Annotated in this window: 23 protein-coding genes; 11 read left to right on the top strand and 12 right to left on the bottom strand. The window is 31.5% G+C overall.

The features are described 5' to 3' along the window. Nucleotides 1-77 precede the first annotated feature (77 nt). The 4 genes from DFQ10_RS08205 to DFQ10_RS08190 all read right to left on the bottom strand — a co-directional run bounded on the left by DFQ10_RS08205 (nt 78) and on the right by DFQ10_RS08190 (nt 4,016). Complete coding sequence (locus DFQ10_RS08205) at nt 78-443, bottom strand: hypothetical protein (protein WP_115816916.1); 366 nt, start codon at nt 441-443, stop codon at nt 78-80. A 2-nt stretch (nt 444-445) separates the two neighbouring features. Then, nucleotides 446-856, bottom strand: coding sequence for a hypothetical protein (locus DFQ10_RS08200; RefSeq protein WP_115816915.1), 411 nt, complete (start codon nt 854-856; stop codon nt 446-448). A gap of 97 nt (nt 857-953) precedes the next feature. Then, nucleotides 954-3,098 (bottom strand): M3 family metallopeptidase, encoded by a 2,145-nt coding sequence (locus DFQ10_RS08195; RefSeq protein ID WP_115816914.1) that lies wholly within the window; start codon nt 3,096-3,098, stop codon nt 954-956. Between the two features lie 204 nt (nt 3,099-3,302). Further along, nucleotides 3,303-4,016 carry a peptidylprolyl isomerase gene (locus DFQ10_RS08190; RefSeq protein WP_115816913.1) on the bottom strand — a complete coding sequence of 238 codons (714 nt, stop codon included), beginning with the start codon at nt 4,014-4,016 and terminating at the stop codon, nt 3,303-3,305. A gap of 2 nt (nt 4,017-4,018) precedes the next feature. On the opposite strand from DFQ10_RS08190, the gene DFQ10_RS08185 reads away from it, so the two are divergent. Both DFQ10_RS08185 and DFQ10_RS08180 read left to right on the top strand, forming a co-directional pair. Then, the gene (locus tag DFQ10_RS08185) at nt 4,019-4,663 is read left to right on the top strand and encodes an NUDIX hydrolase (RefSeq protein WP_115816912.1); all 645 of its coding nucleotides are present in this window, start codon (nt 4,019-4,021) and stop codon (nt 4,661-4,663) included. Nucleotides 4,664-4,711: 48 nt separating this feature from the next. Then, nucleotides 4,712-5,512, top strand: coding sequence for a lysophospholipid acyltransferase family protein (locus DFQ10_RS08180; RefSeq protein WP_115816911.1), 801 nt, complete (start codon nt 4,712-4,714; stop codon nt 5,510-5,512). A 60-nt stretch (nt 5,513-5,572) separates the two neighbouring features. Here DFQ10_RS08180 and DFQ10_RS08175 read toward each other — a convergent pair whose 3' ends face one another. Further along, on the bottom strand, nt 5,573-6,205 hold the full coding sequence (locus DFQ10_RS08175) for a hypothetical protein (RefSeq protein WP_115816910.1): 633 nt from the start codon (nt 6,203-6,205) through the stop codon (nt 5,573-5,575). Between the two features lie 4 nt (nt 6,206-6,209). Next, entirely contained in the window at nt 6,210-6,704 is a 495-nt protein-coding gene (locus DFQ10_RS08170; RefSeq protein WP_115816909.1) for an RNA polymerase sigma factor, read from the bottom strand. A gap of 136 nt (nt 6,705-6,840) precedes the next feature. Between DFQ10_RS08170 and DFQ10_RS08165 the strand changes: the two genes are divergently transcribed. From DFQ10_RS08165 to DFQ10_RS08155, 3 genes are all read left to right on the top strand, one after another. Continuing rightward, nucleotides 6,841-8,112 carry an NAD(P)/FAD-dependent oxidoreductase gene (locus tag DFQ10_RS08165; protein WP_115816908.1) on the top strand — a complete coding sequence of 424 codons (1,272 nt, stop codon included), beginning with the start codon at nt 6,841-6,843 and terminating at the stop codon, nt 8,110-8,112. A 177-nt stretch (nt 8,113-8,289) separates the two neighbouring features. Then, entirely contained in the window at nt 8,290-10,440 is a 2,151-nt protein-coding gene (locus DFQ10_RS08160) for a TonB-dependent receptor (protein WP_115816907.1), read from the top strand. A gap of 91 nt (nt 10,441-10,531) precedes the next feature. Beyond that, nucleotides 10,532-11,263 (top strand): energy transducer TonB, encoded by a 732-nt coding sequence (locus DFQ10_RS08155; protein ID WP_115816906.1) that lies wholly within the window; start codon nt 10,532-10,534, stop codon nt 11,261-11,263. A gap of 73 nt (nt 11,264-11,336) precedes the next feature. Here the strand turns inward: DFQ10_RS08155 and DFQ10_RS08150 are convergent, their stop codons facing one another. Then, on the bottom strand, nt 11,337-11,864 hold the full coding sequence (locus DFQ10_RS08150) for a GNAT family N-acetyltransferase (protein WP_115816936.1): 528 nt from the start codon (nt 11,862-11,864) through the stop codon (nt 11,337-11,339). A gap of 226 nt (nt 11,865-12,090) precedes the next feature. Here DFQ10_RS08150 and DFQ10_RS08145 point away from each other — a divergent pair, with 226 nt between their 5' ends. Continuing rightward, nucleotides 12,091-13,095 (top strand): sugar kinase, encoded by a 1,005-nt coding sequence (locus DFQ10_RS08145; RefSeq protein ID WP_115816905.1) that lies wholly within the window; start codon nt 12,091-12,093, stop codon nt 13,093-13,095. A gap of 47 nt (nt 13,096-13,142) precedes the next feature. On the opposite strand, the gene DFQ10_RS08140 is transcribed toward DFQ10_RS08145, so the two are convergent. Continuing rightward, entirely contained in the window at nt 13,143-13,703 is a 561-nt protein-coding gene (locus DFQ10_RS08140) for a thioredoxin family protein (RefSeq protein ID WP_115816904.1), read from the bottom strand. 30 nt (nt 13,704-13,733) lie between these two features. Between DFQ10_RS08140 and DFQ10_RS08135 the strand changes: the two genes are divergently transcribed. Continuing rightward, nucleotides 13,734-14,069: a tRNA-binding protein gene (locus tag DFQ10_RS08135; protein WP_115816903.1), complete on the top strand. Its 336-nt coding sequence runs from the start codon at nt 13,734-13,736 to the stop codon at nt 14,067-14,069. Nucleotides 14,070-14,207: 138 nt separating this feature from the next. Here the strand turns inward: DFQ10_RS08135 and DFQ10_RS08130 are convergent, their stop codons facing one another. Both DFQ10_RS08130 and DFQ10_RS08125 read right to left on the bottom strand, forming a co-directional pair. Next, entirely contained in the window at nt 14,208-14,597 is a 390-nt protein-coding gene (locus DFQ10_RS08130; protein WP_115816902.1) for a PUR family DNA/RNA-binding protein, read from the bottom strand. A gap of 64 nt (nt 14,598-14,661) precedes the next feature. Next, on the bottom strand, nt 14,662-16,416 hold the full coding sequence (locus DFQ10_RS08125) for an ABC transporter ATP-binding protein (RefSeq protein ID WP_115816901.1): 1,755 nt from the start codon (nt 16,414-16,416) through the stop codon (nt 14,662-14,664). Between the two features lie 131 nt (nt 16,417-16,547). Between DFQ10_RS08125 and DFQ10_RS08120 the strand changes: the two genes are divergently transcribed. The 4 genes from DFQ10_RS08120 to yajC all read left to right on the top strand — a co-directional run bounded on the left by DFQ10_RS08120 (nt 16,548) and on the right by yajC (nt 19,792). Next, on the top strand, nt 16,548-17,651 hold the full coding sequence (locus tag DFQ10_RS08120; protein ID WP_115816900.1) for a Glu/Leu/Phe/Val family dehydrogenase: 1,104 nt from the start codon (nt 16,548-16,550) through the stop codon (nt 17,649-17,651). Nucleotides 17,652-17,758: 107 nt separating this feature from the next. Further along, entirely contained in the window at nt 17,759-18,703 is a 945-nt protein-coding gene (gene nusB, locus DFQ10_RS08115; protein WP_245940651.1) for a transcription antitermination factor NusB, read from the top strand. Nucleotides 18,704-18,899: 196 nt separating this feature from the next. Then, nucleotides 18,900-19,478 (top strand): DUF1573 domain-containing protein, encoded by a 579-nt coding sequence (locus tag DFQ10_RS08110; protein ID WP_115816899.1) that lies wholly within the window; start codon nt 18,900-18,902, stop codon nt 19,476-19,478. A gap of 23 nt (nt 19,479-19,501) precedes the next feature. Further along, entirely contained in the window at nt 19,502-19,792 is a 291-nt protein-coding gene (gene yajC, locus DFQ10_RS08105) for a preprotein translocase subunit YajC (protein ID WP_115816898.1), read from the top strand. 256 nt (nt 19,793-20,048) lie between these two features. Here yajC and DFQ10_RS08100 read toward each other — a convergent pair whose 3' ends face one another. Beyond that, nucleotides 20,049-21,977: a DUF4139 domain-containing protein gene (locus tag DFQ10_RS08100; protein WP_115816897.1), complete on the bottom strand. Its 1,929-nt coding sequence runs from the start codon at nt 21,975-21,977 to the stop codon at nt 20,049-20,051. A 397-nt stretch (nt 21,978-22,374) separates the two neighbouring features. Next, nucleotides 22,375-22,797 carry a thiol-disulfide oxidoreductase DCC family protein gene (locus DFQ10_RS08095; protein ID WP_115816896.1) on the bottom strand — a complete coding sequence of 141 codons (423 nt, stop codon included), beginning with the start codon at nt 22,795-22,797 and terminating at the stop codon, nt 22,375-22,377. Nucleotides 22,798-22,954: the final 157 nt, after the last annotated feature.

Below are 22,954 nucleotides of genomic sequence, written 5' to 3'. Positions count from 1 at the left end.
TAGCTAAATCAGGATTAATATATGATGGAAATTATAAAAGTACTTTAGTGAAAAATTAATACATTTTTACTTGTTTTTTACCACAGTACTTTGTTAGGCACTGGCTTTATCTTTCCACTTTCGCGAATTTCCAATAGTAGAAGTTCAAGTTTTTCTGTTATAGTCTTTTGAGATTTTGACTTTTCAGTGCGTATCGGATTATCCCAATTTTCATTTTCTATAACGTGAATATAAAATTCCCCATCGTTTGTTGAGATTTCTCCATACCAACCCAAATCAATTAACAGATTTGAGTAATCAAATGCAATTTGTAAAAGGTCTTCTGTTAGATTATACAAATTTCGTTCTTCTGTAAAATCAATTTCAGGATTATAAGTCGTAAAATCATTTTTAGAGATTCGACATCCACTGGGAATGATTAAAGGTTGCAAAGGGAAATCCATATCTATTCAGTTATTTCGGTCAAATTCAAGTCTAATTCTTTCATAACTTGGTCAATATTAAATTCAAAGTCTTTAGGAATATTAACTGTCGCTATTCCACCAAAATCTACTTGCCAAAATCCACCACGCTTCATTAATTCGTCTCCTAAAACTCTATAGTCGGATTCTTTGTATTGAGTTGATAAAAGGAAACGTCTTGTAATAAATTCAGATTTCTTAAGGATTTTGACAACTTCGTGATTTCCATCTTCATTTAATCTCGTTTTAAATTCAGTTCCTTTTGTTAGGTGACAATTGAAAAGGTCATTTTCGGTCATTCGGAACTTGTTTTCGGATATTTGTTCGACATAACAAGAAGAAGTTATTTTCTCTCTTTTGTCATAAACAAAAATTTTGATTTCTTCTGTTTCCATTATTCTTCAGCTTGTGCCTAACTAGTTATATCAACACAATTATAGTAAATTATCATTGAAATTTGCGGGATAACAACAGTTTTTATCGCTATTAACCTTATTTAGAGATTGGAAATCCACGATCTTTCATTAAAGCTTCAATCTTGGCATCGCGTCCTCTAAATTTTCTATAGGCTTCAGCAGGATCCATAGCGTTACGTGGTGCAAATAAATATTTCACTAATTTGTCGGCAACTTCTTTGTCATAAAAACCGCCTTCGGCTTCTCTAAACGCTTCAGACGCATCACTTGTTAATACATCTGCCCACATGTAACCATAATATGCCGTTGCATAACCTTCACCAGAAAACACATGACCAAATTGAGGTGTTCTATGACGCATTGGTAATTCTTTTGGCATACCTAATTCGTCAAGAGTTTCGCGTTCAAATTTATCAATGTCAATGTCCGTTGGATCTGCTAAGTGCAATTTCATATCTATAAGAGCAGAGGCCAAATATTCTGTGGTTCCAAAACCTTGGTTAAAGGTAGAGGCTTTCTTTATTTTTTCAACTAAAGTAGCAGGAATAGGCTCGCCTGTTTTATAATGCACTAAAAACTGATTAATAACTTTATCGGTAAATAACCAACGTTCTAATAATTGCGATTGGAATTCTGTATAATCTCTAACTCCTCCATTTAAGGTTGGATATTTTACATCAGCAGAAAAGAAGTGAAGGGCATGACCAAACTCATGAAAAAACGTTGTGGCATCATCCCAAGATACCAAAACAGCTTCTCCTGGAGCCGGTTTTACGAAGTTAGAATTGTTAGAGGCTAAAACATTGGTTTTACCTTCAAAGGAATCTGAGCTTCTATAGGTTGTTGCCCATGCACCAGAACGTTTACCTTGGCGAGCATAAGGGTCTAAATACCATAAGCCAATGTTTTTTCCGGAATCTTTATCTGTTACTTCCCAAACTTTTACATCTTCATGAAATACTGGCACAGAGCCTTCTGCAACAGGTGTGAACTTATAATTAAACAATTCTCCAGCTGTAAAAAACATCGCTTCTGTTAGTTTATCTAATTGTAAATATTGTTTGACTTCGTCACTATCTAAATCATATTTTTTCTTACGAACTTTCTCAGCATAATATCTATAATCCCAAGGCTCAATGGTTATTTTGTCTCCAAGCTCGTTAGCTACAGTTTGCATATCTGCAACTTCTTCTTTTACTCTAGCAGTTGCAGCTGGCCAAACAGCCATCATTAAATCCATAGCATTTTCTGGAGTTTTTGCCATACGATCTTGTAATCTCCATTCAGCAAAATTGTTATAACCCATAAGGCCAACACGTTCTTTTCGTAGTCTTAAAATTTTGGCTATAATTTCATTGTTATCATAATCATCTCCATTATCACCTCTAGAGTAGTAGTTGGTCCAAACTTGCTTGCGTAATTCGCGTTCAGTAGAGTAGGTAAGGAACGGATCTATTGACGAGCGCGTATTGGTAATGGCGTATTTTCCATCTTCACCTTTATCTGTGGCTATTTTTGCTGCAGATTTAATAAAACCATCTGCCAAACCACCCAATTGATCTTTGTTTAAATATGTAATATAGTTTTCTTCATCATGCAAAACATTATTTGCAAAATCGGTATATAATATAGAGAGTTCTTTATTGATTTCGGCATAGCGTTTTTTCTTTTCGGCATCTAGGTTGGCACCATTCATTTCAAACTGCTTATAGGTTAAATCAACGACACGTTGTGCTTGTGACTCTAAAGGTGTTTTTTGAGAAGCATCGTAAACAGTTTTTATACGCTGAAATAATTTTTCATTCTGAGAAATTTGAGATCTAAAATCTGAAAGTTTTGGTGCAAGTTCAGACTGTATGGTTCTAAACTCGGGTGTTGAGACATTACTTCCCATAATACCATAATAAGCAAACACTCTATTAAGCGGCTTGCCTGCACTTTCCATAGCAACAATGGTGTTTTTAAACGTAGCTGCTTCAGTATTATTTGCAATAGCTTCAATCTCTTCAAGGTTGAGCTTCATAGCTTCTTCTAAGGCAGATTTTATATCATCTACAGACATGTTATCAAAAGCAGGTACACCTTCGTAAGGTCCTGTCCATTCTTGGATTAATACGTTATCACTCATTGCTGTTTGGGGTGTTTGTTTGGCTTCTTCTTTACAGTTTGTTAATAAAATAAGGCTGCAAATAAAAGTGGCTTTAATAGATTTAGATATCATGTTAGTTCGTTTTTAGCATTGATAAATTGATAGCAATTTATAAAGCAAACAAGGTACTTAAATTAGATTTCAAGTTTCTTAAATAATTTATAATTCTTCGAGGTTGGTTTTAATAGATTGTATGAAAAATTAAATACATTCTAGACTCATTATAATCTGAAAAATGCAATAATGAGTGTACTTGTTTAGTTATCGATTTTATAATCAATCTATTAACTCTACTTTTCTTATATAAACATTTTGTAAAGGCCAATCTCCATCGTCTGTTTTTACATTCGCTATTTTATCTACCACATCCATTCCTAATGTTACTTCACCAAAAACAGTATAATCACCATCTAAATATTGTGCTCCACCTTTACGTTGAATAATAAAAAATTGAAAAGGAGAGGCGAGTTTGTATGCACTTTCAATTTCGCTACTTGGCATAGAAACGGCTCCGCGTTTGTGCGTGTAACCTCTTTTGGTATCTGGTGGCAATAAGTACTTGCCAATTTTTTGTCGTTTTTTGGCTAAGTTGTAATCATCACTACTGCCTCCTTGAATTACAAAATCTTTTACAACTCTGTAAAACTGTGTGCCTTCAAAATAATTGCGCTTTGTGAGGTAAACAAAATTGGCTCTATGGAATTTCGTTTTATCATATAACTGAATTTCTATAATGCCAAAATCAGTAGTAATCCGTACTTTATCTTCCTTGTTTTCTTTTTCGTATTCTAAAAAGAATTCCATGGCATTGTTATCTGTAAGTCTTGGGTATTCTGGTTTTAATGTTTTTTTAAGTTTGTTTTCAGGTTTAGAAATAGTTGAATCTTTTACTACTGTAGTATCTGATTTTTTTGAAGTTTGCTTATCTTCACAATTCAGAAGTAGTAATCCTATTCCTATAACTATCGGAAACAATAATCGAAATTTCATAAATGCTATTTAGTACGTTTTTAGAATCAGTAGTAAAAATAAAACATCTTGAGCTTTCAGGCGAAGACTCTCATGCTAAAATGTCTCCTCCTTATCGGTTAGACTTGGCTGAGAAGATGAAAGCGAAGTCTAAAACAGCAAGACAAGCTGGTGTTATGGCTTTGTTTTATCCAAATACTAAAGACGAAACCACTTTGGTTCTTATTCTCCGTAATACATATAAAGGTGTCCATTCCGCACAAGTTGGTTTTCCTGGTGGAAAATATGAAGATGATGATAACAATGATTTAATGCTAACGGCTATTAGAGAAACCGAAGAAGAAATAGGTGTTGCAAAAGAAGATTTTGAGGTTTTGAAAAGAATGTCTCCTATTTATATACCACCAAGTAATTTTATGGTACATCCTTTTATAGGCATTTCAGAAAAAAGTTTAATTTTTTCAAAGCAAGATGAAGAAGTAGACGCCATCATAGAAGTGAAACTAAGGGATTTTTTATGCGATACTAATGTGTTAACTGCAAGAGTGCCAACCTCTTTTAATGTTGAAGCCGATGTGCCTGCTTTTAAATTAAACGGTCATATTGTTTGGGGAGCAACAGCTATGATGCTTGGCGAAATAAAAGACTTGTTAAAACAGGTTTTATAATTTAACATATTAGTTACATTTGTAATTGATAAAAACTGAAAATTTACTATGGGATTATTTAAACGAAATCCTTTCGGACATATACTTTGGGTTAAAAAATGGCTTATTAGAATACTAGGTGTTGCTACACATAGACGCTTTAGAGGTTTTAATGATTTGCAGATTGAAGGTTCGGATATTTTAAAGAATCTACCAGATACCAACGTATTGTTTATATCTAATCATCAAACTTATTTTGCTGATGTTATTGCTATGTTTCACGTATTTAATGCGAGTTTAAGCGGTCGATTAGATAATATTAAAAATGTAGGTTATTTATGGAATCCTAAATTAAACATGTATTATGTTGCTGCAAAGGAAACCATGAAATCTGGACTATTGCCAAAAATATTTGCTTATACAGGTTCAATTAGTATTGAACGTACATGGCGTTCTGAAGGGAAGGATATTAATCGCCAAGTGAAGATGAGTGATATTACAATGATAAAAACAGCTTTAGACGATGGTTGGGTAGTAACGTTTCCGCAAGGGACAACAACACCTTTTAAACCCATTAGAAAAGGAACTGCTCACATTATAAAAAAGTACAAACCAATTGTTGTACCTATTGTAATTGATGGATTTAGACGTTCGTTTGATAAAAAAGGATTGCGAATTAAAAAGAAAAATATTTTTCAATCTTTTGAAATTAAAGAGCCTTTAGATATTGATTACGATAACGAATCTATTGCAGATATTGTAGAAAAAATTGAGTATGCTATTGAGCAACACCCTTCATTCTTAAAAGTGATTCCACAAGATGTACTTGAAGAAAATGAACGTTTAAATAGAGAATTAAGAGATATGTAAATTACAATCTTTGTTTTAAGTAATAAGCCAGCAATCATATTGCTGGCTTATTGCTTTATACTAAACTTCTAACTTTTTTAATTCGTTATAATTAGCGTTAAGACGTTTAATTAAAATACCATAAATTAATTTATAGAATAACCAGATTAAGGTTAAAAAAACGGCTGTAACTAAGATTGTTATTAAAAGAATCATCGCTAATTGTGTAGATGAGGCCGTACTTAATTTTTCTGAAATTTCAGGATGCTCATTAATACTAAAATAAAGTGAAATAGGAATACTTATTAGCGCTATTAATAAATTGTAAAGCACATAATATTTAATTATTTTTCTTGTCTTTAAGATGCTTTCCATCAGTTTTTTTGCATTATCCGTAACTGAAATGGATTTTTGAGCATTCCATAGCAGATAAATAAATAAAACAATGACTGCATAGCTTAATATATTCAATCCTATATATATCCAACTATGACTCATTTCTTCTAGTTGTGCTTTCATTCTGTCTGAAAGAACAAACGGTAAGAAATTGATAAATATCCAAAAGACCAATTCCGCCAAACTAATGTAAAATAGAGTTTTAACAATAGTTGATGATTTTTTATGGCTCATCTTATAAATATCGCTATCCGAAAATGATTTATATTGGGTATTGGACTTATTCCAATCTTTTTTTAATAATTCTAATTCATCCATAATTTTACGGATTTAGTATGGTTTTTAATTTCTTTTTTACACGATTCATTTTTACACGTGCATTAACTTCAGTTATACCTAAAGTTGTACTAATTTCTCTGTAATCTTTGTCTTCTAAGTACAAGAAAACTAACGCTTTTTCAATATCATTTAATTGATGAACGGCTTGGTATAAAAGTTTTAGCTGTTGCTCTTCCGTATCGTCATAATCTTCCGATTTAATTTTAAACTCAACTGAGTCAAATGCCTGCGTATCTATGCGTCTTTTCGATTTCCTGTATAACGTAATTGCAGTATTTAAACCTACTCTGTACATCCAAGTGCTAAATTTAGCGTCACCTCTAAATTTTGGAAACGCTTTCCATAATTGTATGGTGATTTCTTGAAACAGATCGTTATGTGCATCAACATTATTAGTGTATAAGCGACATACCTTATGCACAATATTTTGATGTTTTTGCAACTGTTCTACAAAACTATGTTCTAGTTCTTTGTTCAACTGATATAATTGGTTAGTTATTTAATTAGTAGTAAGAGTTTCCATTTTGTTACAAATTTATTCAACTATTGTTTTAAAGAAGCGTTTTTGCTGCTATAATTCGTATTTTTGCACTTATATTTTCAAGTAGTATTTTATGAATATCCCACAATCTAACCTACCAAGAGTTGTCATTATAGGTGGTGGCTTTGCAGGTGTTAATTTGGTCAAAGCCTTTGCTAATAAAAATGTTCAGGTTGTCTTAATCGACAAACGTAATTACCACACTTTTCAACCTTTATTATATCAAGTATCTAGTGCTGGATTAGAACCAGACTCTATTGCTTACCCGTTAAGAAAGATTATAAAAAAGCATAAGACGTCTTTTTTTCGTTTAGCACAAGTAGAACAAATTCTACCTGAAAATAAAGAAATCATTACCTCAATTGGTCATTTATCTTATGATTATTTAATTATTGCTACCGGAACTAAAACAAACTACTTTGGTAATAAAGCTATAGAATCTAGCAGTATGCCAATGAAAACAGTGCCACAAGCACTTAATATAAGAAGTCTCATTTTACAAAATTTTGAAAAGGCAGCCATTGCAGATACAGAAGAAGAGCGAGAAGCTTATCTTAATTTTGTTATCGTTGGAGCAGGACCAACAGGAGTGGAATTAGCAGGTGCCATTGCAGAGTTAAAAAACAATATCTTACCTAGAGATTATCGCGATTTAAATCCAAACGATATGCACATTCACTTATTAGAAGGTGCAGATCGTGTATTACCACCTATGAGTGAGCATGCTTCAAAAAAAGCGGAAAGATTTTTAGAGAAGTTAGGTGTGAAAATTCATCGGAACACCTTTGTTAAACATTATGATGGTACAACAGTAACTACTAATTCTGAATTAAAATTAGAATCTGAGACCTTAATTTGGGCAGCTGGTGTTACAGGAGCTCCAATTCAAGGTTTAAAAGCTGAAGCTCTAATACAAGGAGCCAACCGTTATAAAGTGAATCAATTTAATCAAATAGAAGGGCATACTAATATTTTTGCGGTTGGAGATATTGCATTAATGGCATCAGAAGACTATCCCAAAGGACATCCACAAGTTGCTCAACCTGCTATTCAACAAGGTAAATTATTAGGAAAGAATTTATTACGATTAATAGATAATAAACCCTTAAAGCCTTTTACATATAGAGATAAAGGGTCTATGGCAACTATAGGAAGAAATAAAGCTGTTGTAGATTTAAAGCACTATAAATTTGGAGGCTTTTTTGCATGGTTTGTTTGGATGTTTGTGCATTTAATGTCTTTAGTTGGGTTTAGAAATCGAGTAATTGTTTTGTTCAACTGGACATACAATTATATTAATTTTGATAAAGCAGCACGTCTTATTATCAGACCTTACAAGAAGTAATTGAGGCTTTCTCTTGATACAGGAATAATGATTATTTGATCTAATGAGGTATTTTTATATCAAAAAAATCAATTCGTCATTAAAATTAAACAGTTCAGGGAAATTGAATTTTTGTTGGCTTAAAAATGTTAGAAGTTTGTATCATCAAAAAACGAACTTTTAATCATCAACCAAACCATGAAAATTTTAACTGCAATTGTCCTTATTTTAATTTCTACTTTTTCTTTCGCTCAAAACATTGTTTCAGGGAAGGTAGTAGACAATAAAGATCAACCTATATTAGGCGTCAATGTTTATTTAGACGGTACTTATGATGGTGCAACAACGGATGGAGAAGGTAAATTCTATTTCACTACAGAAGAAAAAGGCATACAAACATTAATTATATCTTTTTTATCCTTTGAAACAAAGACTATTATTGACGATGTTTCAAAAATGAGTAATCTACATATTAAATTAAGAGAAAATGTAGAATCTTTAGATGCTGTAATTATCAGTGCCGGAACTTTTGAAGCTAGTGATAATAGTAAAGTATCTGTTTTAAAACCCTTAGACGTTGTTACTACAGCGAGTGCTTTAGGTGACTTTGTTGGTGCACTGCAAACCTTACCAGGTACTTCTAATGTTGCAGAAGACGGACGTTTATTTGTAAGAGGAGGAAGTGCAGATGAAACTCAAATATTCATCGATGGTATAAGGGTATTTACTCCATACACTCCTACAGCTAATAATATGCCAACTCGTGGACGTTATTCACCATTTTTATTTGATGGAATAACGTTTTCAACAGGCGGTTATTCTTCAGAATTTGGTCAGGCCTTATCGAGTGTATTACTTTTAAATACTATAGATGAACCAGATCAAGAAAAAACGGATATTGGTATAATGACGGTTGGAGCTGCGCTGGGAAATACTCAGAAATGGGAAAAATCGTCTTTAAGTTTTAATGTATCATATGTCAATTTAGCTCCGTATTTAGAAATTTTTGAAGACAGAAACGATTGGGAAAAACCATACCAAGGTGCGCAAGGTGAAACCGTTTTTAGGCAAAAGCTAAATAATGGTATATTGAAATTCTACGCTGCATTTGATACCTCTAAATTTGAGTTGACTCAAGAAGATATCAATTTAGAAGATGGTTTAGATTATAAATTAAATAACAATAACTTTTATTTAAACACGTCTTATAAAGGTAGTTTGGGTAATGGATGGAGTACACAAACAGGATTGAGTTATACGTTTGCCGATACAGATTTAGGAATACAAACTAGTGCTATTAATGATATTGAAAATTCAGCACATATGAAGTTGAAATTAAGAAAACGTTTTAATAGCAGATTCAAACTGAACTTTGGTGCAGAACAATTTATCACTGATTTTAAAGAAAACTATAAAGACGAAATCATTGATGAAACTTATGGCTACACTAATAATATTACAGCAGCATTTGCAGAAGCAGATTTAATCTTTTCTAAAAAACTAGCTTTAAAAGTAGGATTAAGAGCAGATTATAGTTCTATTTTTAGTGCAACAGATATAGCTCCAAGAGCAGCTATAGCATACAAGAGTTCTCCTAATGGACAATTTTCATTGGCTTATGGTAACTTTTTCCAAAACCCTAATAGCTCGGTTTTAAAGTTTAATCAAGATGTAAAAGCAGAACAAACTTCTCATTATATATTAAACTATCAGCATGTAAATGATGGTAAAATTTTTAGAGCTGAAATCTATAGAAAGGATTATGATAACTTGGTGAAATTTGATTCACAGTTTGAGAATTTTGATAGTAACTATAATTCTTCAGGTGACGGTTATGCGCAAGGTTTTGATATGTTTTGGAGAGATAATACAAGTATTAAGAATGTAGACTATTGGGTGAGCTATTCGTATTTAGATACAGAACGAGATTACAGAAATTTTGAAACAGCAGCACAGCCAAGTTATGCCACTAACCATAATTTATCTTTAGTAGGTAAATATTGGATAGACCGTTGGAAAAGTCAAGTAGGTGTATCATACGGCTTTTCATCAGGTAGACCATACACAGATCCAAATACAGATAAATTTTTAAGCGAGCGCACCAAATCCTTTAATAGTTTAAGTGTGAATTGGGCTTATTTACTTAGTCCACAAAAAATATTGTATTTCTCTGTAAATAACGTTTTAGGTCTTAAAAATGTAAATGGTTATCAATATGCAGATACACCAGATTTTAGTGGCCAATTTAATAGACGAGCATTAACACCAGCAGCAGATCAGTTCTTTGTTGTAGGTTTCTTTTGGACAATTAGCGAAGATGGTAAAGATAATCAGTTAGATAACTTATAAGGATTAAAATATTGTCTATCAGGTAAACATGATTTATATCATAATTTTTTAGTGTGATGATGAGTAACTTTATACTATAAAATTAAACGTCATGGAACTCAAAAAAAACCCAAAAGCCAATGTAGGTCGAAACAGCAGTTTATACTTTGCTGTTGGCTTAAACGTAATGTTACTCCTTACATATTTAGGATTAGAACATAAGACTTACGAAACAGAAGCTACAAAGATTGATATCTTAATGATAGATGATCTTATGGATGAAGATATACCAATCACAACAATAGATGTGATGCCACCTCCACCACCTCCACAACAGCAAGCGGTAAGCGAAGTGATTACAATTGTTGAAGATGTTGAAGATGTTGAAGAAAGTGTAATACAAAGTACAGAGATTGGACAAGATGATATTATTGACGATCGTGAAGTTGGAGTAGAAGATGTAGAGGTTGTTGAGGTAGAAGAAGATGTAGAAGTCCCTTTTGCAGTGATTGAAAGAGTACCTCAGTTTCCTGGATGTACTGGTAATAATAAAGAGTTAAGAGCATGTTTTGAAAGAAAAATTCAAGAACACTTACAAAAAAACTTTAGATATCCAGATGCTGCAGCAGATTTGAGTATACAAGGTAAGGTATTTGTATTCTTTTTAATCGATAAAAATGGAAAGGTATCTAAAGTTAAAAGTAGAGGCCCAGATAAACTTCTAGAAACTGAAGCAGAACGAATTATAAACTTGTTACCTAAAATGGAACCAGGTAGACAACGTGATAGAAATGTAGGTGTACCTTATAGTATTCCAATTAATTTTAAGTTACAAACGCAATAAGCCTAATTACATTTAACTTTAATAACTATCTTACTTAAGATAACAGAATCCCTGAAAAGGGATTTTGTTGTGTTTAGACATAAGGATTTTTTAAATTATACCAATTACACAACTCTCCTTCAAAGGTGAAATTACCCAAGTGTTGCATACCTATTTTTTTTAGAATTGTGTTAGATGCAATATGGTTAACGTCTGCAGCTGCTCCAATTTCATTTAGTTTTAAATCTTTAAAACCATAATTTAATGATGCTAAAGCGGCTTCTGTAGCATAACCTTTTCCCCAGAAATTTTCTTTTAATCTATAACCTATGTCATAATATTTAAATTCTTTTCTAAGGTTTTCTTCATATTTAAGTCCAGACCAACCAATAAATTTTTTAGTTGATTTCTCTATAATGGCTAAACGTCCTATACCATTAGTCTCGTATTGTTCTAAAATATTGGCAACCATAGCTTCAGATTCTTCTATCGTTTTTACAGGCTTATTACCAAGATAAATATGAACATTTGGGTTAGAATCTAATTCAAAGAAATCTTTTGTATCAGCTTCAGTGATTGGTCTTAGGAATAAACGTTTGGTTTCAATAATTTTAAAAGTCATAGAGATATTTATAGGTGTTGTTGAATTTTTTTTAGACAAAAAATACAATAAATTTAGTTAAGTAAATTTAAGTCTGTATCTTTTATCGCAGTATTATTTTTGCATTAAGTATTAATGCATGCAAAAAATATATTTACATGAAACATCCACTTCTAAATTATGAGACACATAAGAATGATTACAAGGATGTAATATGTGACTTTTGATAAACAATAAATAAAAACACATGAAACAGATTATAACATTCGGAGAGGTTTTATTACGTATTTCGCCTAGAGGCAATAAAACTTTTATGCAATCTAATAATGTTGAATTCTATTTTGGAGGAACAGAATTAAATGTTAGTATTTCAATCGCCAACTTTGGTGGTAGTGTAAAACATATTAGTGCTGTTTCTGAAGATTTTATTGGAGATACTGCTATATCTTATATCAGAAAATTTGGTGTGAGCACCAGTTCTATTGTGCGCTCTAAAAGACCTTTGGGAGTGTATTTTTTAGAGGTAGGAGCTGTTATGAGACCTAGTAAAATTTCGTATAACAGATCTCATTCTTCTTTTTCGCAAATTATACCTTCTATGGTAGATTGGGATAAAGCTTTAAGAAAAGGAATTTGGATGCATTGGACAGGTATAACTCCTGCTTTATCACAAGGAGCTTATGATACTTTAAAAGAGGGTTTAAAATTAGCTAGAGAAAAGGGATTAACTGTTTCTGCAGATCCAACTTACAGAAGTGGTTTATGGACATATGGACAAGATGCTAAAACAGCTTTAATTGAATTGTTGCATTATTCTACCGTCTTTATTGGTGGTATTAATGAGATAAATGAAGTTCTTGGAACCAATTATAGTTATTCTAACGAAGATTTTATAAAGGCTAGTCAACAACTTATGGAGACGTTTCCAAGCATTGAAAAAGTATTTGATAAAATTAGAACGGCTTTAAATGCTTCATGGCATAAGATTAGAGCAAGAATGTGGAATGGTAGGGAATTTAGAGAAACGGAAGATTTAGATATCACGCACATAGTTGATAGAATAGGAACTGGAGATGCTTTTGCAGCAGGTTTAATTCATGGCTTACAGCATTATGATGATTATAAAGCTATGTTATTTGCAAGTGCAGCGTGTGCATTAAAACACACTTATGAAGGTGATGTCAATCACAGTAATGTTGATGATGTTGTTAAAATTATAGAAGGTAATATTTCTGGTCGTTTTATAAGGTAAGGTTTGGAATAAGAGAATTATTTTAAAAGAAAAAAACGTACCGTACTTTAATTTTTCTTCCATTTAATACCACAACCCATACTCGGTTTTTGGTTTGGGTTTACAGTTTCTTTATGAACCAAAGCATCCATAGCAGCTCTTAAGTCTTTTCCTGTAACTGGTTGGTTGTTTCCTGGTCTAGAATCGTCCAATTGTCCTGTGTAAACCAATTCTAATTGGTCATTAAACAAGAAAAAATCTGGTGTACAAGCTGCATCATAAGCTTTGGCTACGTTTTGAGTTTGATCGTATAAATACGGAAAAATGAAATCATTATCAATAGCGTTTTGTTTCATTAATTCTGGTCTATCTTGTGGATAATTTTCGACATCGTTACTAGAAATAGCAATACAATTAATACCTTTTGAAATGTAATCTTTTGCCAACTGAGCTAATTGTGCATTTACATGAATTACAAACGGACAATGATTACAAATAAACATAACTAAAGTTGCTGTTGTGCCTTTAAGTTCTTGAAGCGATTTCTTTGTTTCATCAACAGTATCGATGAGGTTAAAATCTGGAGCTTTTGTACCAAGTGCTAACATATTTGATTCTGTACGAGCCATTTTATTGTGGTTTTTTATTAATTTTATTGAATGGAAAAGATAATAACTTATGAAGACTTTACAAAGGTAGATTTACGAATTGGAACCATTATAGAGGTTAAAGATTTTCCCAATGCACATCGTCCTGCTTATCAGCTTACTATAGACTTTGGTGATTTAGGGATTAAAAAATCTTCGGCCCAAATTACAACGCAATATCAAAAGGAAGATTTACTAAATCGTCAGATTGTTGCTGTTGTTAATTTTCCAAAAAAACAAATTGCCAATTTTATGAGCGAGTGTTTAGTGGTTGGAGCTGTTAAAGCAAATGATGTTTACTTGTTACATCCAGAAACAAAAGTAAAGAATGGAGTAGTGGTTTCTTAATATATTTTTTGTAAATAAACCGACCTATCTAATTTTGGCCTCAATATTTATATTTTCAAATTTAGTATTCTATAAAAAAAAGCCGTCTAAAAAATAATTTTCAGACGACTTATGTGTTATAGTTTAACAGAAAAAATATTAGATATCATCGAAACTGATATCAGTAAAACTTTCTGTAGTTTTAGTATCTTCTGGAGTTTTTGCTTCTTGCGCTACAAAATCATCTTCGCGTTTAAAGTCTCTTTGGTGACGTTCGCTAATAACTTCTTGACCTTTTTCATTAATGATGTAATCGGTCATTTCAGCTAATATCTCTTTAAATTCAGTAAAATCTTCTTTATAAAGGTAGATTTTGTGCTTTTTATAATGGAATGAACCATCGTCATTAGTGAATTTTTTACTTTCCGTAATCGTTAAATAATAATCACCAGCTTTTGTAGCTCTAACATCAAAAAAATAGGTTCTTCTTCCAGCACGTAATACTTTAGAATATATTTCTTCTTTGTCCATCGTTTCATAATCACTCATAACTCAGTCTTTTTTTTATTTCAATCCAAAAATCTAAAAAAAAAGTAACCTAAACAACAAATTATTACATTTCTTTTTCTGAGAGCTGTTTGGTATATAATTCTCTATAATAACCATTAGAATTTATAAGACTTTCATGATTACCTGTTTCAATAATTTTTCCGTCTTCTAGGACTATTATTTTATCTGCATTCTTAGCTGAAGATACACGATGACTCACAATTATGGTTGTTTTATCTTTAGTGAGCTTAATAAGATTTTTAAGTATCTTTTCTTCTGTTTCAGTATCAACAGCAGATAAACAATCGTCAAATAATAAAATATTTGGTTTTTTAATAATAGCTCTGGCAATAGATACACGTTGCTTTTGTCCGCCAGATAGTGTGATGCCTCGTTCGCCTAAAACAGTGTCATAACCTTTATTAAAACCAATAATGTTTTTATGGACAAGTGCATTTTTAGCTGCTTCTATAACGTCTTCATCTGTAGCGTCCTCTTTACCAAATTTGATGTTATTCTTTATAGAATCTGAAAACAAAAAGGCATCTTGTGGCACATAACCAATGCTTTCTCTTAGACTAAAGAGATTAAGATTTGAAATAAGTGTGTTATCAATTAAAATTGAACCTTTATCAATATCATATAAACGACCAATGAGATCTAATATAGTAGATTTCCCTGAGCCTGTTTTTCCTAAAATAGCTAAGGTTTGTCCAGATTTTAACGTGAAACTAACATTTTTTAAGGCTTCAATATTAGTGTCAGGATATACAAATGAAACATTCTTAAATTCAATATCACCTTTAATTGGTGTGAGTTTATTTACTGTGTTTTTAATGTCTGGCTCTGTATTTAAGAACTCGTTGATGCGTTCTTGTGATGCTTCAGCTTGTTGTACTAAAGATGTTACCCAACCAACTGTTGCTACTGGCCAAGTTAGCATATTCACGTAGATGATGAACTCTGCAATAGTTCCTATTTTTTCAATTTCACCATTCATATATTGCATGCCACCAATATAAATCACAATAAGATTACTAATACCTATTAATAAAATCATCATCGGAAAAAATAGGGCTTGTACTTTTGTGAGGTTGATTTGTTTCTGACGGTTTTCTGCTGATAGTTTTTCGAATTCTACATTTGTTCTTGGCTCAATGCCATAAGATTTAATTACAGAAATTCCGCTGAAAGTTTCTTGAGTATAGGTTGAAAGCGTAGAAAGTGATTGTTGCACAATAGTACTTCGCTTATTTATTAAGCGACTTAATTTATAAATGGCAACCGATAAAAAGGGTAAAGGCAGTAAAGTATATAATGTTAGTGAAGGAGATCTATCAATCATATAAATTAAGGCAACCGCAAATAATGTAATGGTATTAATAGTATACATTATTGCAGGACCAACATACATTCTTACTTTTCCAACATCCTCACTGATACGGTTCATTAAATCACCAGTTCTGTTAGATTTATAAAAGTTTAAAGAGAGTACTTGGTAATGGTTATAAATTTCATTTTTAAGATCAAATTCAACATAACGAGACACATTAATAATGGTTTGCCGCATTAAAAAAGTAAATATACCAGCAACAACAGCAGCACCAATGAGGTACAAAATGTTAATAGTTAGGTCGCTTCTAAAAATAGCTTCAGAAATTTTACCATCTAATCGGTCTGAAACAATATTAATTGAAGCGCCAACTAATCTTGGCGTAAACAATGCAAATATCTTAGCAATAATGGTAATAACAATACCAGTGATTAAACGATATCTGTATTTGTAAAAGTATTTATTGAGGTGTTTTAGTGCTTTCATTTTGTATTTGGTAGGACAAAAGTATTACGATAATCGTATTTTATAGTTAATATTTTGCTAATGCTCTAATTATAATTTATTTTTGCGTGCTGTTTTAAAAATATCCTAAAACACCCTAAAATTTAACTTACATGACTTCAGAAATTTTAACATCAAAAGAGCTAAAAAAAATGGACCCAGTTTTTGGTCAACATTCTTTTGATGATCATGAGCAAATTGTTTTTTGCAATGACAAAGATACTGGTTTAAAAGCTATAATTGGTATTCATAACACAGTTTTAGGACCAGCTTTAGGTGGTACTAGAATGTGGAACTACGCTAACGAATGGGAAGCGCTTAATGACGTATTACGTTTGTCTCGCGGAATGACTTTTAAATCTGCCATTACAGGATTAAACCTTGGTGGAGGTAAAGCCGTTATTATTGGCGATGCTAAAACTCAAAAAACTCCAGAGTTAATGAGACGTTTTGGTGAGTTTGTACATTCTTTAAGTGGTCGTTACATAACTGCCGAAGATGTAGGAATGACCACCGAAGATATGGATACTGTAAGAGAAGTAACTCCTTACGTTACTGGTATTTCTGAAAGTAAAGGTGGTGCAGGTAACCCTTCTCCAATCACGGCTTATGGTGTTTTTATGGGAATGAAAGCAGCAGCAAAGTTTCAGTATGGTTCTGAAATACTAGAAGACAAAAATGTATTTGTTCAAGGTATAGGAAATGTTGGTGAAGCTTTAGTAGAACATTTAGTTAACGAAGGTGCTAATGTTACTATTGCAGATATTAGTCAAGATCGTTTAGAAGAAGTACGTTCTAAATATGGTGCAACTATTTATGGTGGTAACGATATTTATAGTGAAGCTATGGATATCTATGCTCCTTGTGCGTTAGGTGCAACAATAAACGATGATACAATCTATAAAATAAAAGCTAAGATTATTGCAGGTGCTGCAAACAATCAATTAGCAGAAGAGAGTAAGCACGGTAAGATTTTGCAAGAACGTGGTATTGTTTATGCTCCAGATTTTTTAATTAATGCTGGTGGAATTATTAATGTTTATGCAGAATTAGAGAATTATGATAGACAAGAAATAATGCGTAAAACGGAGAACATTTATAATACAACACTCGAGATTTTAGACAATGCAAAAGTAAATAATCTTACAACTCACAATGCAGCATTAAATGTTGCTAGAGAACGTATTGAAACTAGAAAACGAGAAAATTTAAAATAGACTGAATTTAATTCTGAAATAAAAATTAAATAATAGTATTTTTGCAAGGTGAATCTTTATTAGGTTCACCTTTTTTAATAACTAAAAATTAAAGTGAGTTCTTACACATGCTAAACCGAAGACACATCAGAATAAAAGTTATGCAATCCATGTATGCTTTTAAAGGTACCGAAAGTGATGATTTAATAAAAGAACAAAAGTTTTTGCTTCACAGTTTAGATAGCATGTACGATTTATATTTATCGCTGTTAGCTTTACTTACTGAAATACATAAGAAAAGTAAGGATCATAACCATAAACTTCAAAATAAATTGGTGAAGTCTGAAGCTGATAAAAATTTGAGTTTAAAACTTCAAGAAAACCAATTACTTCATATTATTAGTAGCAATACTATGTTGCAAGAGGCAATATCTAATAGAAAACTAAATTATTGGGATTTAGATTTTGAATATGTAGATATCATGTTTAAAGCTATTTTGAAAAGTGATTTATACGCAGATTATACTGAAGAAGCTGAAACTAACTTTAAAAAAGATAAGCAATTTATTATCGCAGTTTTTACAGAAATCATTGCGCCAAATAATAAGCTTTACGATTATTTTGAAGATAAAAAACTAACTTGGGTAGATGATATTCCTGTTGTAAATACAGCCATTTTAAAAGTATTACGCAAGTTAAAATTAACATCTCCAGAAACGGCTTTATTACCAGATTTGTATAAAGACGATGACGATAAGGAATTTGCTATAGAGTTATTCAAAAAAACGTTTTTAAATAGTTCTAAGTTTGGCGAAGAAATAGGTAAGAAAACTACCAATTGGGATTCAGAACGTTTAGCGAGTTTAGACGGTGTATTGCTTAAAATGGCATTATGCGAATTTCAAAAATTTCCGTCTATACCTTATAAAGTAACTATTAACGAATATCTAGAGGTAGCTAAAGAGTATTCTACACCAAAAAGTAGTCTTTTTATAAATGGTATTTTAGATAAAATAGTTAAAGAATATCAGGCAGAAAATATTCATCTTAAAGCAGGAAGAGGATTAATGTAATAGGTGAGTGGTTATAACAATCTCTAATTTGTTATGACTATAAAATTTCAGAATTTTACTTAGAAAGCGTTAAAAGCGATTATCAAGAAAGTTGTTTCTTACAAATAATTGTTAACAAAGGGCTAAAAATTTTAATTCGTAGAAATAATCATTAACTTCGGCAACTTAAACAAACTTTAACAAAAAAATAATAGTAATGAAAAAAGTAATTTTAGGACTTAGTGCATTATGTATGGTAGCTTTTACATCTTGTAAAGAAGATGCTGCTAGCAAAATTAAATCAGAAAACATCGCAGTAGCAGCAGAAAGAGATGCAAATGCAGGTGATTTTCCTGTTGTATCTTTTGATAAAACTGAACATGATTTTGGTACTATAGAAAATGGAACTCCTGTAGAAACAGTATTTAAATATACAAATACAGGTAACTCAATGTTGGTAGTTAGCAATATTAAGAGTACTTGTGGTTGTACAGTACCTTCTAACTGGACAAAAGAAGTTGCGCCAGGTGAAACAGGTGAATTTGCAGTGAAGTTTAACGGAAAAGGAAACGGAAACAAAGTAACTAAATCAGTTACAATGACTACAAATACAGAAAAAGGTACAGAGGTTGTTAAAATTTCTGCGTTTGTAGAGAAAGATCCAAATGCGCCAGTTAAAGCTGCTGCGCCAACTCAAAAACCAGGTTCTGCTACAATTAATCCTTTAGCAACTGATAATGGTGCTGTAAGAAAGTCTTCTACACAACCAGGACATGAAGGTCATAACCACGATTAATAATTTTTACTTATAAATACCAAATGGATTTATTAACACAAGCCTTACCGTTTATTGGAATTTTTGCAGTGATGTATTTTTTTATACTTGCACCACAATTGAAACGTTCTAAACAAGAAAAGAAGTTTGCCGCTGAATTAAAACGTGGAGATCGTGTCATTACCAAAAGTGGTATGCATGGTAAAATTGTAGACCTTAACGATAAAGATCACAGTTGTGTGATTGAAACGTTAGCCGGAAAAATTAAATTTGACCGTTCTGCAATTTCTATGGAAATGAGTACAAAACTAAATGCACCAGCGACAGTAAAGTAAGCTAGTTGTATTTTATATAAAAAAAAGACCATTCATTTATTTGAATGGTCTTTTTTTTTGATATCATTTTTCTATAAAGTGTACAATCTAAAATGGCTCCTATAAATATAACTCAAAACGAAAACAGCAATTCTATCTAAAATTAGAGATACTTATAAGAAGGATAGACAACTCTTCTTACAAGAATAAAACTCATTCCTAACTAACAGAAGTTAGGGTTTTATTGAAGCTGCTTCGTTTTGAGATTATAATTTATTTATAGATTAACGCGTTTCCCTTTAGGAAATTTCACAACATAAGAATGTTTAACATTTTCTGTGGTGTTTGGTTTTAGATTTAATTCCCATGTCATTATTCCTTTATTTTCATTGTAAATAGAGTTGCCTATATCTATATCATCTATTTTAATAGCTTTGTTTTGACTCTTCGGAATGCGATCTAATATAGTTAATTGAATAGCAACTTGTTTGTTATTCTTTACTTCAATTTCAAAAGCTTTATTTATAACTTTATTACTGCCAATAAAAGTCGTTTTTTTATAATCATTAAGCTGAGTACGTTTTACAACGATATTAGGATCTACACCTAGAGAAACCATTAAACTGTCTGTAGTTGCACTCGGATTAATGTTGGTTTTGCCAGAGTAACTGCCTTCAAAATAGACATTTGCTTCAGCTGGTAATAAATTGTACTGTTCCCAGTTTCCAATTTTTGCAGTTAAAAAAACATTTTCATTTAAAACTGGTGCTGCAAAATAGTTGTAGGTTGCAGGCATACTAAATTTATCTATTTCTATCACAGCGACATCTCCATCTGAAGGAATACTGTATTTTTTAGTAAGTTTAAAGCTAGTGTTGGTGATGCCTTCTTCTATAATATTACCATTAGCAGTATAATTTTCTGGTTTAATATAAGGTTCATCATCAAAATCTTCATCTATCATGTGCTGTATACTGCTTGCTTGTATTGAGCTAGTACTCGTTTTTTTTATGCCATACCCAACAATTACAACTTCATCTAATTGGTTATCGCTTTCTAAAACGACATTCATAATACTTGAATGAATTGGTAAAGCTTCCGATTTCATACCAACATAAGAGTATTCAAGCATGTTACCCGTTGTCGTTGTTAATGTATATCTACCATCAAAATCGGTTTGAACTCCATTAGATGTTCCTTTTTCAATAACACTTGCACCAGGTAATGGCAGTCCGTCATCAGAAGTTGTAATAATGCCTGTTACAGTTTTTACTAATGGATTGTATTTGTAATTATAACTTCGAGTGGCACGTTGAGATTGGTAACTACTATATGGGCTTATAAAGTTCAAGTATTTTGGGTTTACAGTAGGTTTTTCGTTATTAGTATTAGGATCACTTGTAGAAAGCACCAAGTCAACATCTGTCCAATCACAACCAGAATTTTGAAATACATGCGCTTTATACTCTAAATTAATTGGACTGTTTATTTTATCTGCTTTTAAATCATATATAGGAAACCATCCTGCATTTTTAATATTGTATTTAATTTTTAAATCTAAAGATGTTATGTGGTCACTGTTTAACTTGAGCTTAATCTCACCTGTTTGTACTTTTTCTTCTACATTAAATTCTACTAATTGTTGTGTTATGTTAGCTTGAGTGGTTTGATGTTTTTCAATTTCAGAATTCGATTTATTGATTGCCACTTTCAAATCCGTAATTCGAGTTCTGTAATAAGTAGCAAAAGTTTTTAGCTTTTCTAAACTCACTACAGTAGTTTCATTGCCTAAATGTTTATTGCTTTGTATCAGACTGACTTCTTCGTTATAACCAGCAATTAAATCGTATTGATATTGAATTTTTGTGTTGAGATTTTTAAGTTCATTTTGTAAAGCCGATATTGAATCACTTTGCTTTTGCTTAGACAAATAATTAATACCATAATTAATGGATAGAATGGAGGCATCCTTCAGTCCAGAAATTTGTATACTACTTTCGTCTATTTGTGGTGACAAATCTTTAAATGTAATTTCCGATTTACCAGAATTTAGCTTCACTAAAGCTTCACGGTTAATTTCTGCTCCATCCAAGTATACCGTAACTGCTGTTATTTTACTAGGTTGTTGAAAAGCTTGTGTTATCTGAGTTCCTAACAATACAAGGAGTGCTAGAGAAATTTTAAAGGATTTTAGTTGGGTTTTCATAATGTCTATATTTATCTATTACCCAAATTTATAATGGAGTAGTTACTCTATAAAGTACAAATGAGTAAAGTGAAACATTTGTTGAGTGAAATGGATATTTTGTTTAGTGTACTAGATGTAACAGAAGTGTAGTTGGTAGAGATAATTGACATATTTTACTTATTTATCAATTATATAAAGGCTTATAACGAGTTTATTACATAAAACAGGGATACTATAATACCTTTACAACAACAAAGTTGTGTTATGACAATTCTTTATTTTCCCTCATTATGAATGAATTGAATTTACAATTTTTGTTTTTATATTAATATAAGTTTTAATAAGTTGTTAATTAATAAGGCCCTTTTCATTGGTTGTGAAAGGGCCTTTTTTTTTGTATATCTCTAAATGTGTTCTAATCAATAAATTTTGCTTTTAACTCCGGAGTAGGTATCATACAAGATTCTTTTTTACCATACCATTTATAACGGTTTTTTGCAATATAATTATATACCCAATTTCTAATAGCTTTAGGTACAATAAGAAATAATGTTAAGATATTTGTTGGGAAACCTAATTGTTTAGCGATTAGTAATGCAGCTGTAGATTTATAAGTTAGGCTATCTTTTAGAGGATTATAAAGTAATATAGAGTCTGTTTCTTTTGTGTCTATACTGAATTTTTGAATAATTTTATTTCCAATATCACTTTCTAATGGAGCAAATAAAAATTTTTCGTTTTTATCGCGTTTTATAGCATACAATACACTGCTGTTGCAGAGATTGCAGACGCCATCAAAGAGTATTAATTGTTTGTTTTTAGGTATTTTGTCTATCACAATACAAAGATAAGTCTTATACCTAGAGTGCATTTAAAAATTGCGTTAAATCCTCTTCTTTGGTTATTGTTCGTTTTTTTTTTTGGCGAGAGATTCATTCTTAAAAAGGAATCCAAACGTATTTCTTTTTCATAAATATAACCAGCAATAACTTTAA

The organism is Winogradskyella eximia, assembly GCF_003386165.1.
GTDB lineage: Bacteria > Bacteroidota > Bacteroidia > Flavobacteriales > Flavobacteriaceae > Winogradskyella > Winogradskyella eximia.
This window is presented reverse-complemented; position numbering and strand designations above follow the sequence as displayed.

Bases quoted from the DNA above. Each gene is read 5' to 3' on its own strand.
- DFQ10_RS08160 (WP_115816907.1), top strand. From the start codon at position 8,290: ATGAAAATTTTAACTGCAATTGTCCTTATTTTAATTTCTACTTTTTCT.
- DFQ10_RS08165 (WP_115816908.1), top strand. From the start codon at position 6,841: ATGAATATCCCACAATCTAACCTACCAAGAGTTGTCATTATAGGTGGT.
- yajC (WP_115816898.1), top strand. From the start codon at position 19,502: ATGGATTTATTAACACAAGCCTTACCGTTTATTGGAATTTTTGCAGTG.
- DFQ10_RS08180 (WP_115816911.1), top strand. From the start codon at position 4,712: ATGGGATTATTTAAACGAAATCCTTTCGGACATATACTTTGGGTTAAA.
- DFQ10_RS08120 (WP_115816900.1), top strand. From the start codon at position 16,548: ATGACTTCAGAAATTTTAACATCAAAAGAGCTAAAAAAAATGGACCCA.
- DFQ10_RS08200 (WP_115816915.1), bottom strand. From the start codon at position 856: ATGGAAACAGAAGAAATCAAAATTTTTGTTTATGACAAAAGAGAGAAA.
- DFQ10_RS08145 (WP_115816905.1), top strand. From the start codon at position 12,091: ATGAAACAGATTATAACATTCGGAGAGGTTTTATTACGTATTTCGCCT.
- DFQ10_RS08125 (WP_115816901.1), bottom strand. From the start codon at position 16,416: ATGAAAGCACTAAAACACCTCAATAAATACTTTTACAAATACAGATAT.
- DFQ10_RS08155 (WP_115816906.1), top strand. From the start codon at position 10,532: ATGGAACTCAAAAAAAACCCAAAAGCCAATGTAGGTCGAAACAGCAGT.
- DFQ10_RS08150 (WP_115816936.1), bottom strand. From the start codon at position 11,864: ATGACTTTTAAAATTATTGAAACCAAACGTTTATTCCTAAGACCAATC.
- DFQ10_RS08130 (WP_115816902.1), bottom strand. From the start codon at position 14,597: ATGAGTGATTATGAAACGATGGACAAAGAAGAAATATATTCTAAAGTA.
- nusB (WP_245940651.1), top strand. From the start codon at position 17,759: ATGCTAAACCGAAGACACATCAGAATAAAAGTTATGCAATCCATGTAT.
- DFQ10_RS08190 (WP_115816913.1), bottom strand. From the start codon at position 4,016: ATGAAATTTCGATTATTGTTTCCGATAGTTATAGGAATAGGATTACTA.
- DFQ10_RS08195 (WP_115816914.1), bottom strand. From the start codon at position 3,098: ATGATATCTAAATCTATTAAAGCCACTTTTATTTGCAGCCTTATTTTA.
- DFQ10_RS08110 (WP_115816899.1), top strand. From the start codon at position 18,900: ATGAAAAAAGTAATTTTAGGACTTAGTGCATTATGTATGGTAGCTTTT.
- DFQ10_RS08185 (WP_115816912.1), top strand. From the start codon at position 4,019: ATGCTATTTAGTACGTTTTTAGAATCAGTAGTAAAAATAAAACATCTT.
- DFQ10_RS08100 (WP_115816897.1), bottom strand. From the start codon at position 21,977: ATGAAAACCCAACTAAAATCCTTTAAAATTTCTCTAGCACTCCTTGTA.
- DFQ10_RS08135 (WP_115816903.1), top strand. From the start codon at position 13,734: ATGGAAAAGATAATAACTTATGAAGACTTTACAAAGGTAGATTTACGA.
- DFQ10_RS08175 (WP_115816910.1), bottom strand. From the start codon at position 6,205: ATGGATGAATTAGAATTATTAAAAAAAGATTGGAATAAGTCCAATACC.
- DFQ10_RS08140 (WP_115816904.1), bottom strand. From the start codon at position 13,703: ATGGCTCGTACAGAATCAAATATGTTAGCACTTGGTACAAAAGCTCCA.
- DFQ10_RS08205 (WP_115816916.1), bottom strand. From the start codon at position 443: ATGGATTTCCCTTTGCAACCTTTAATCATTCCCAGTGGATGTCGAATC.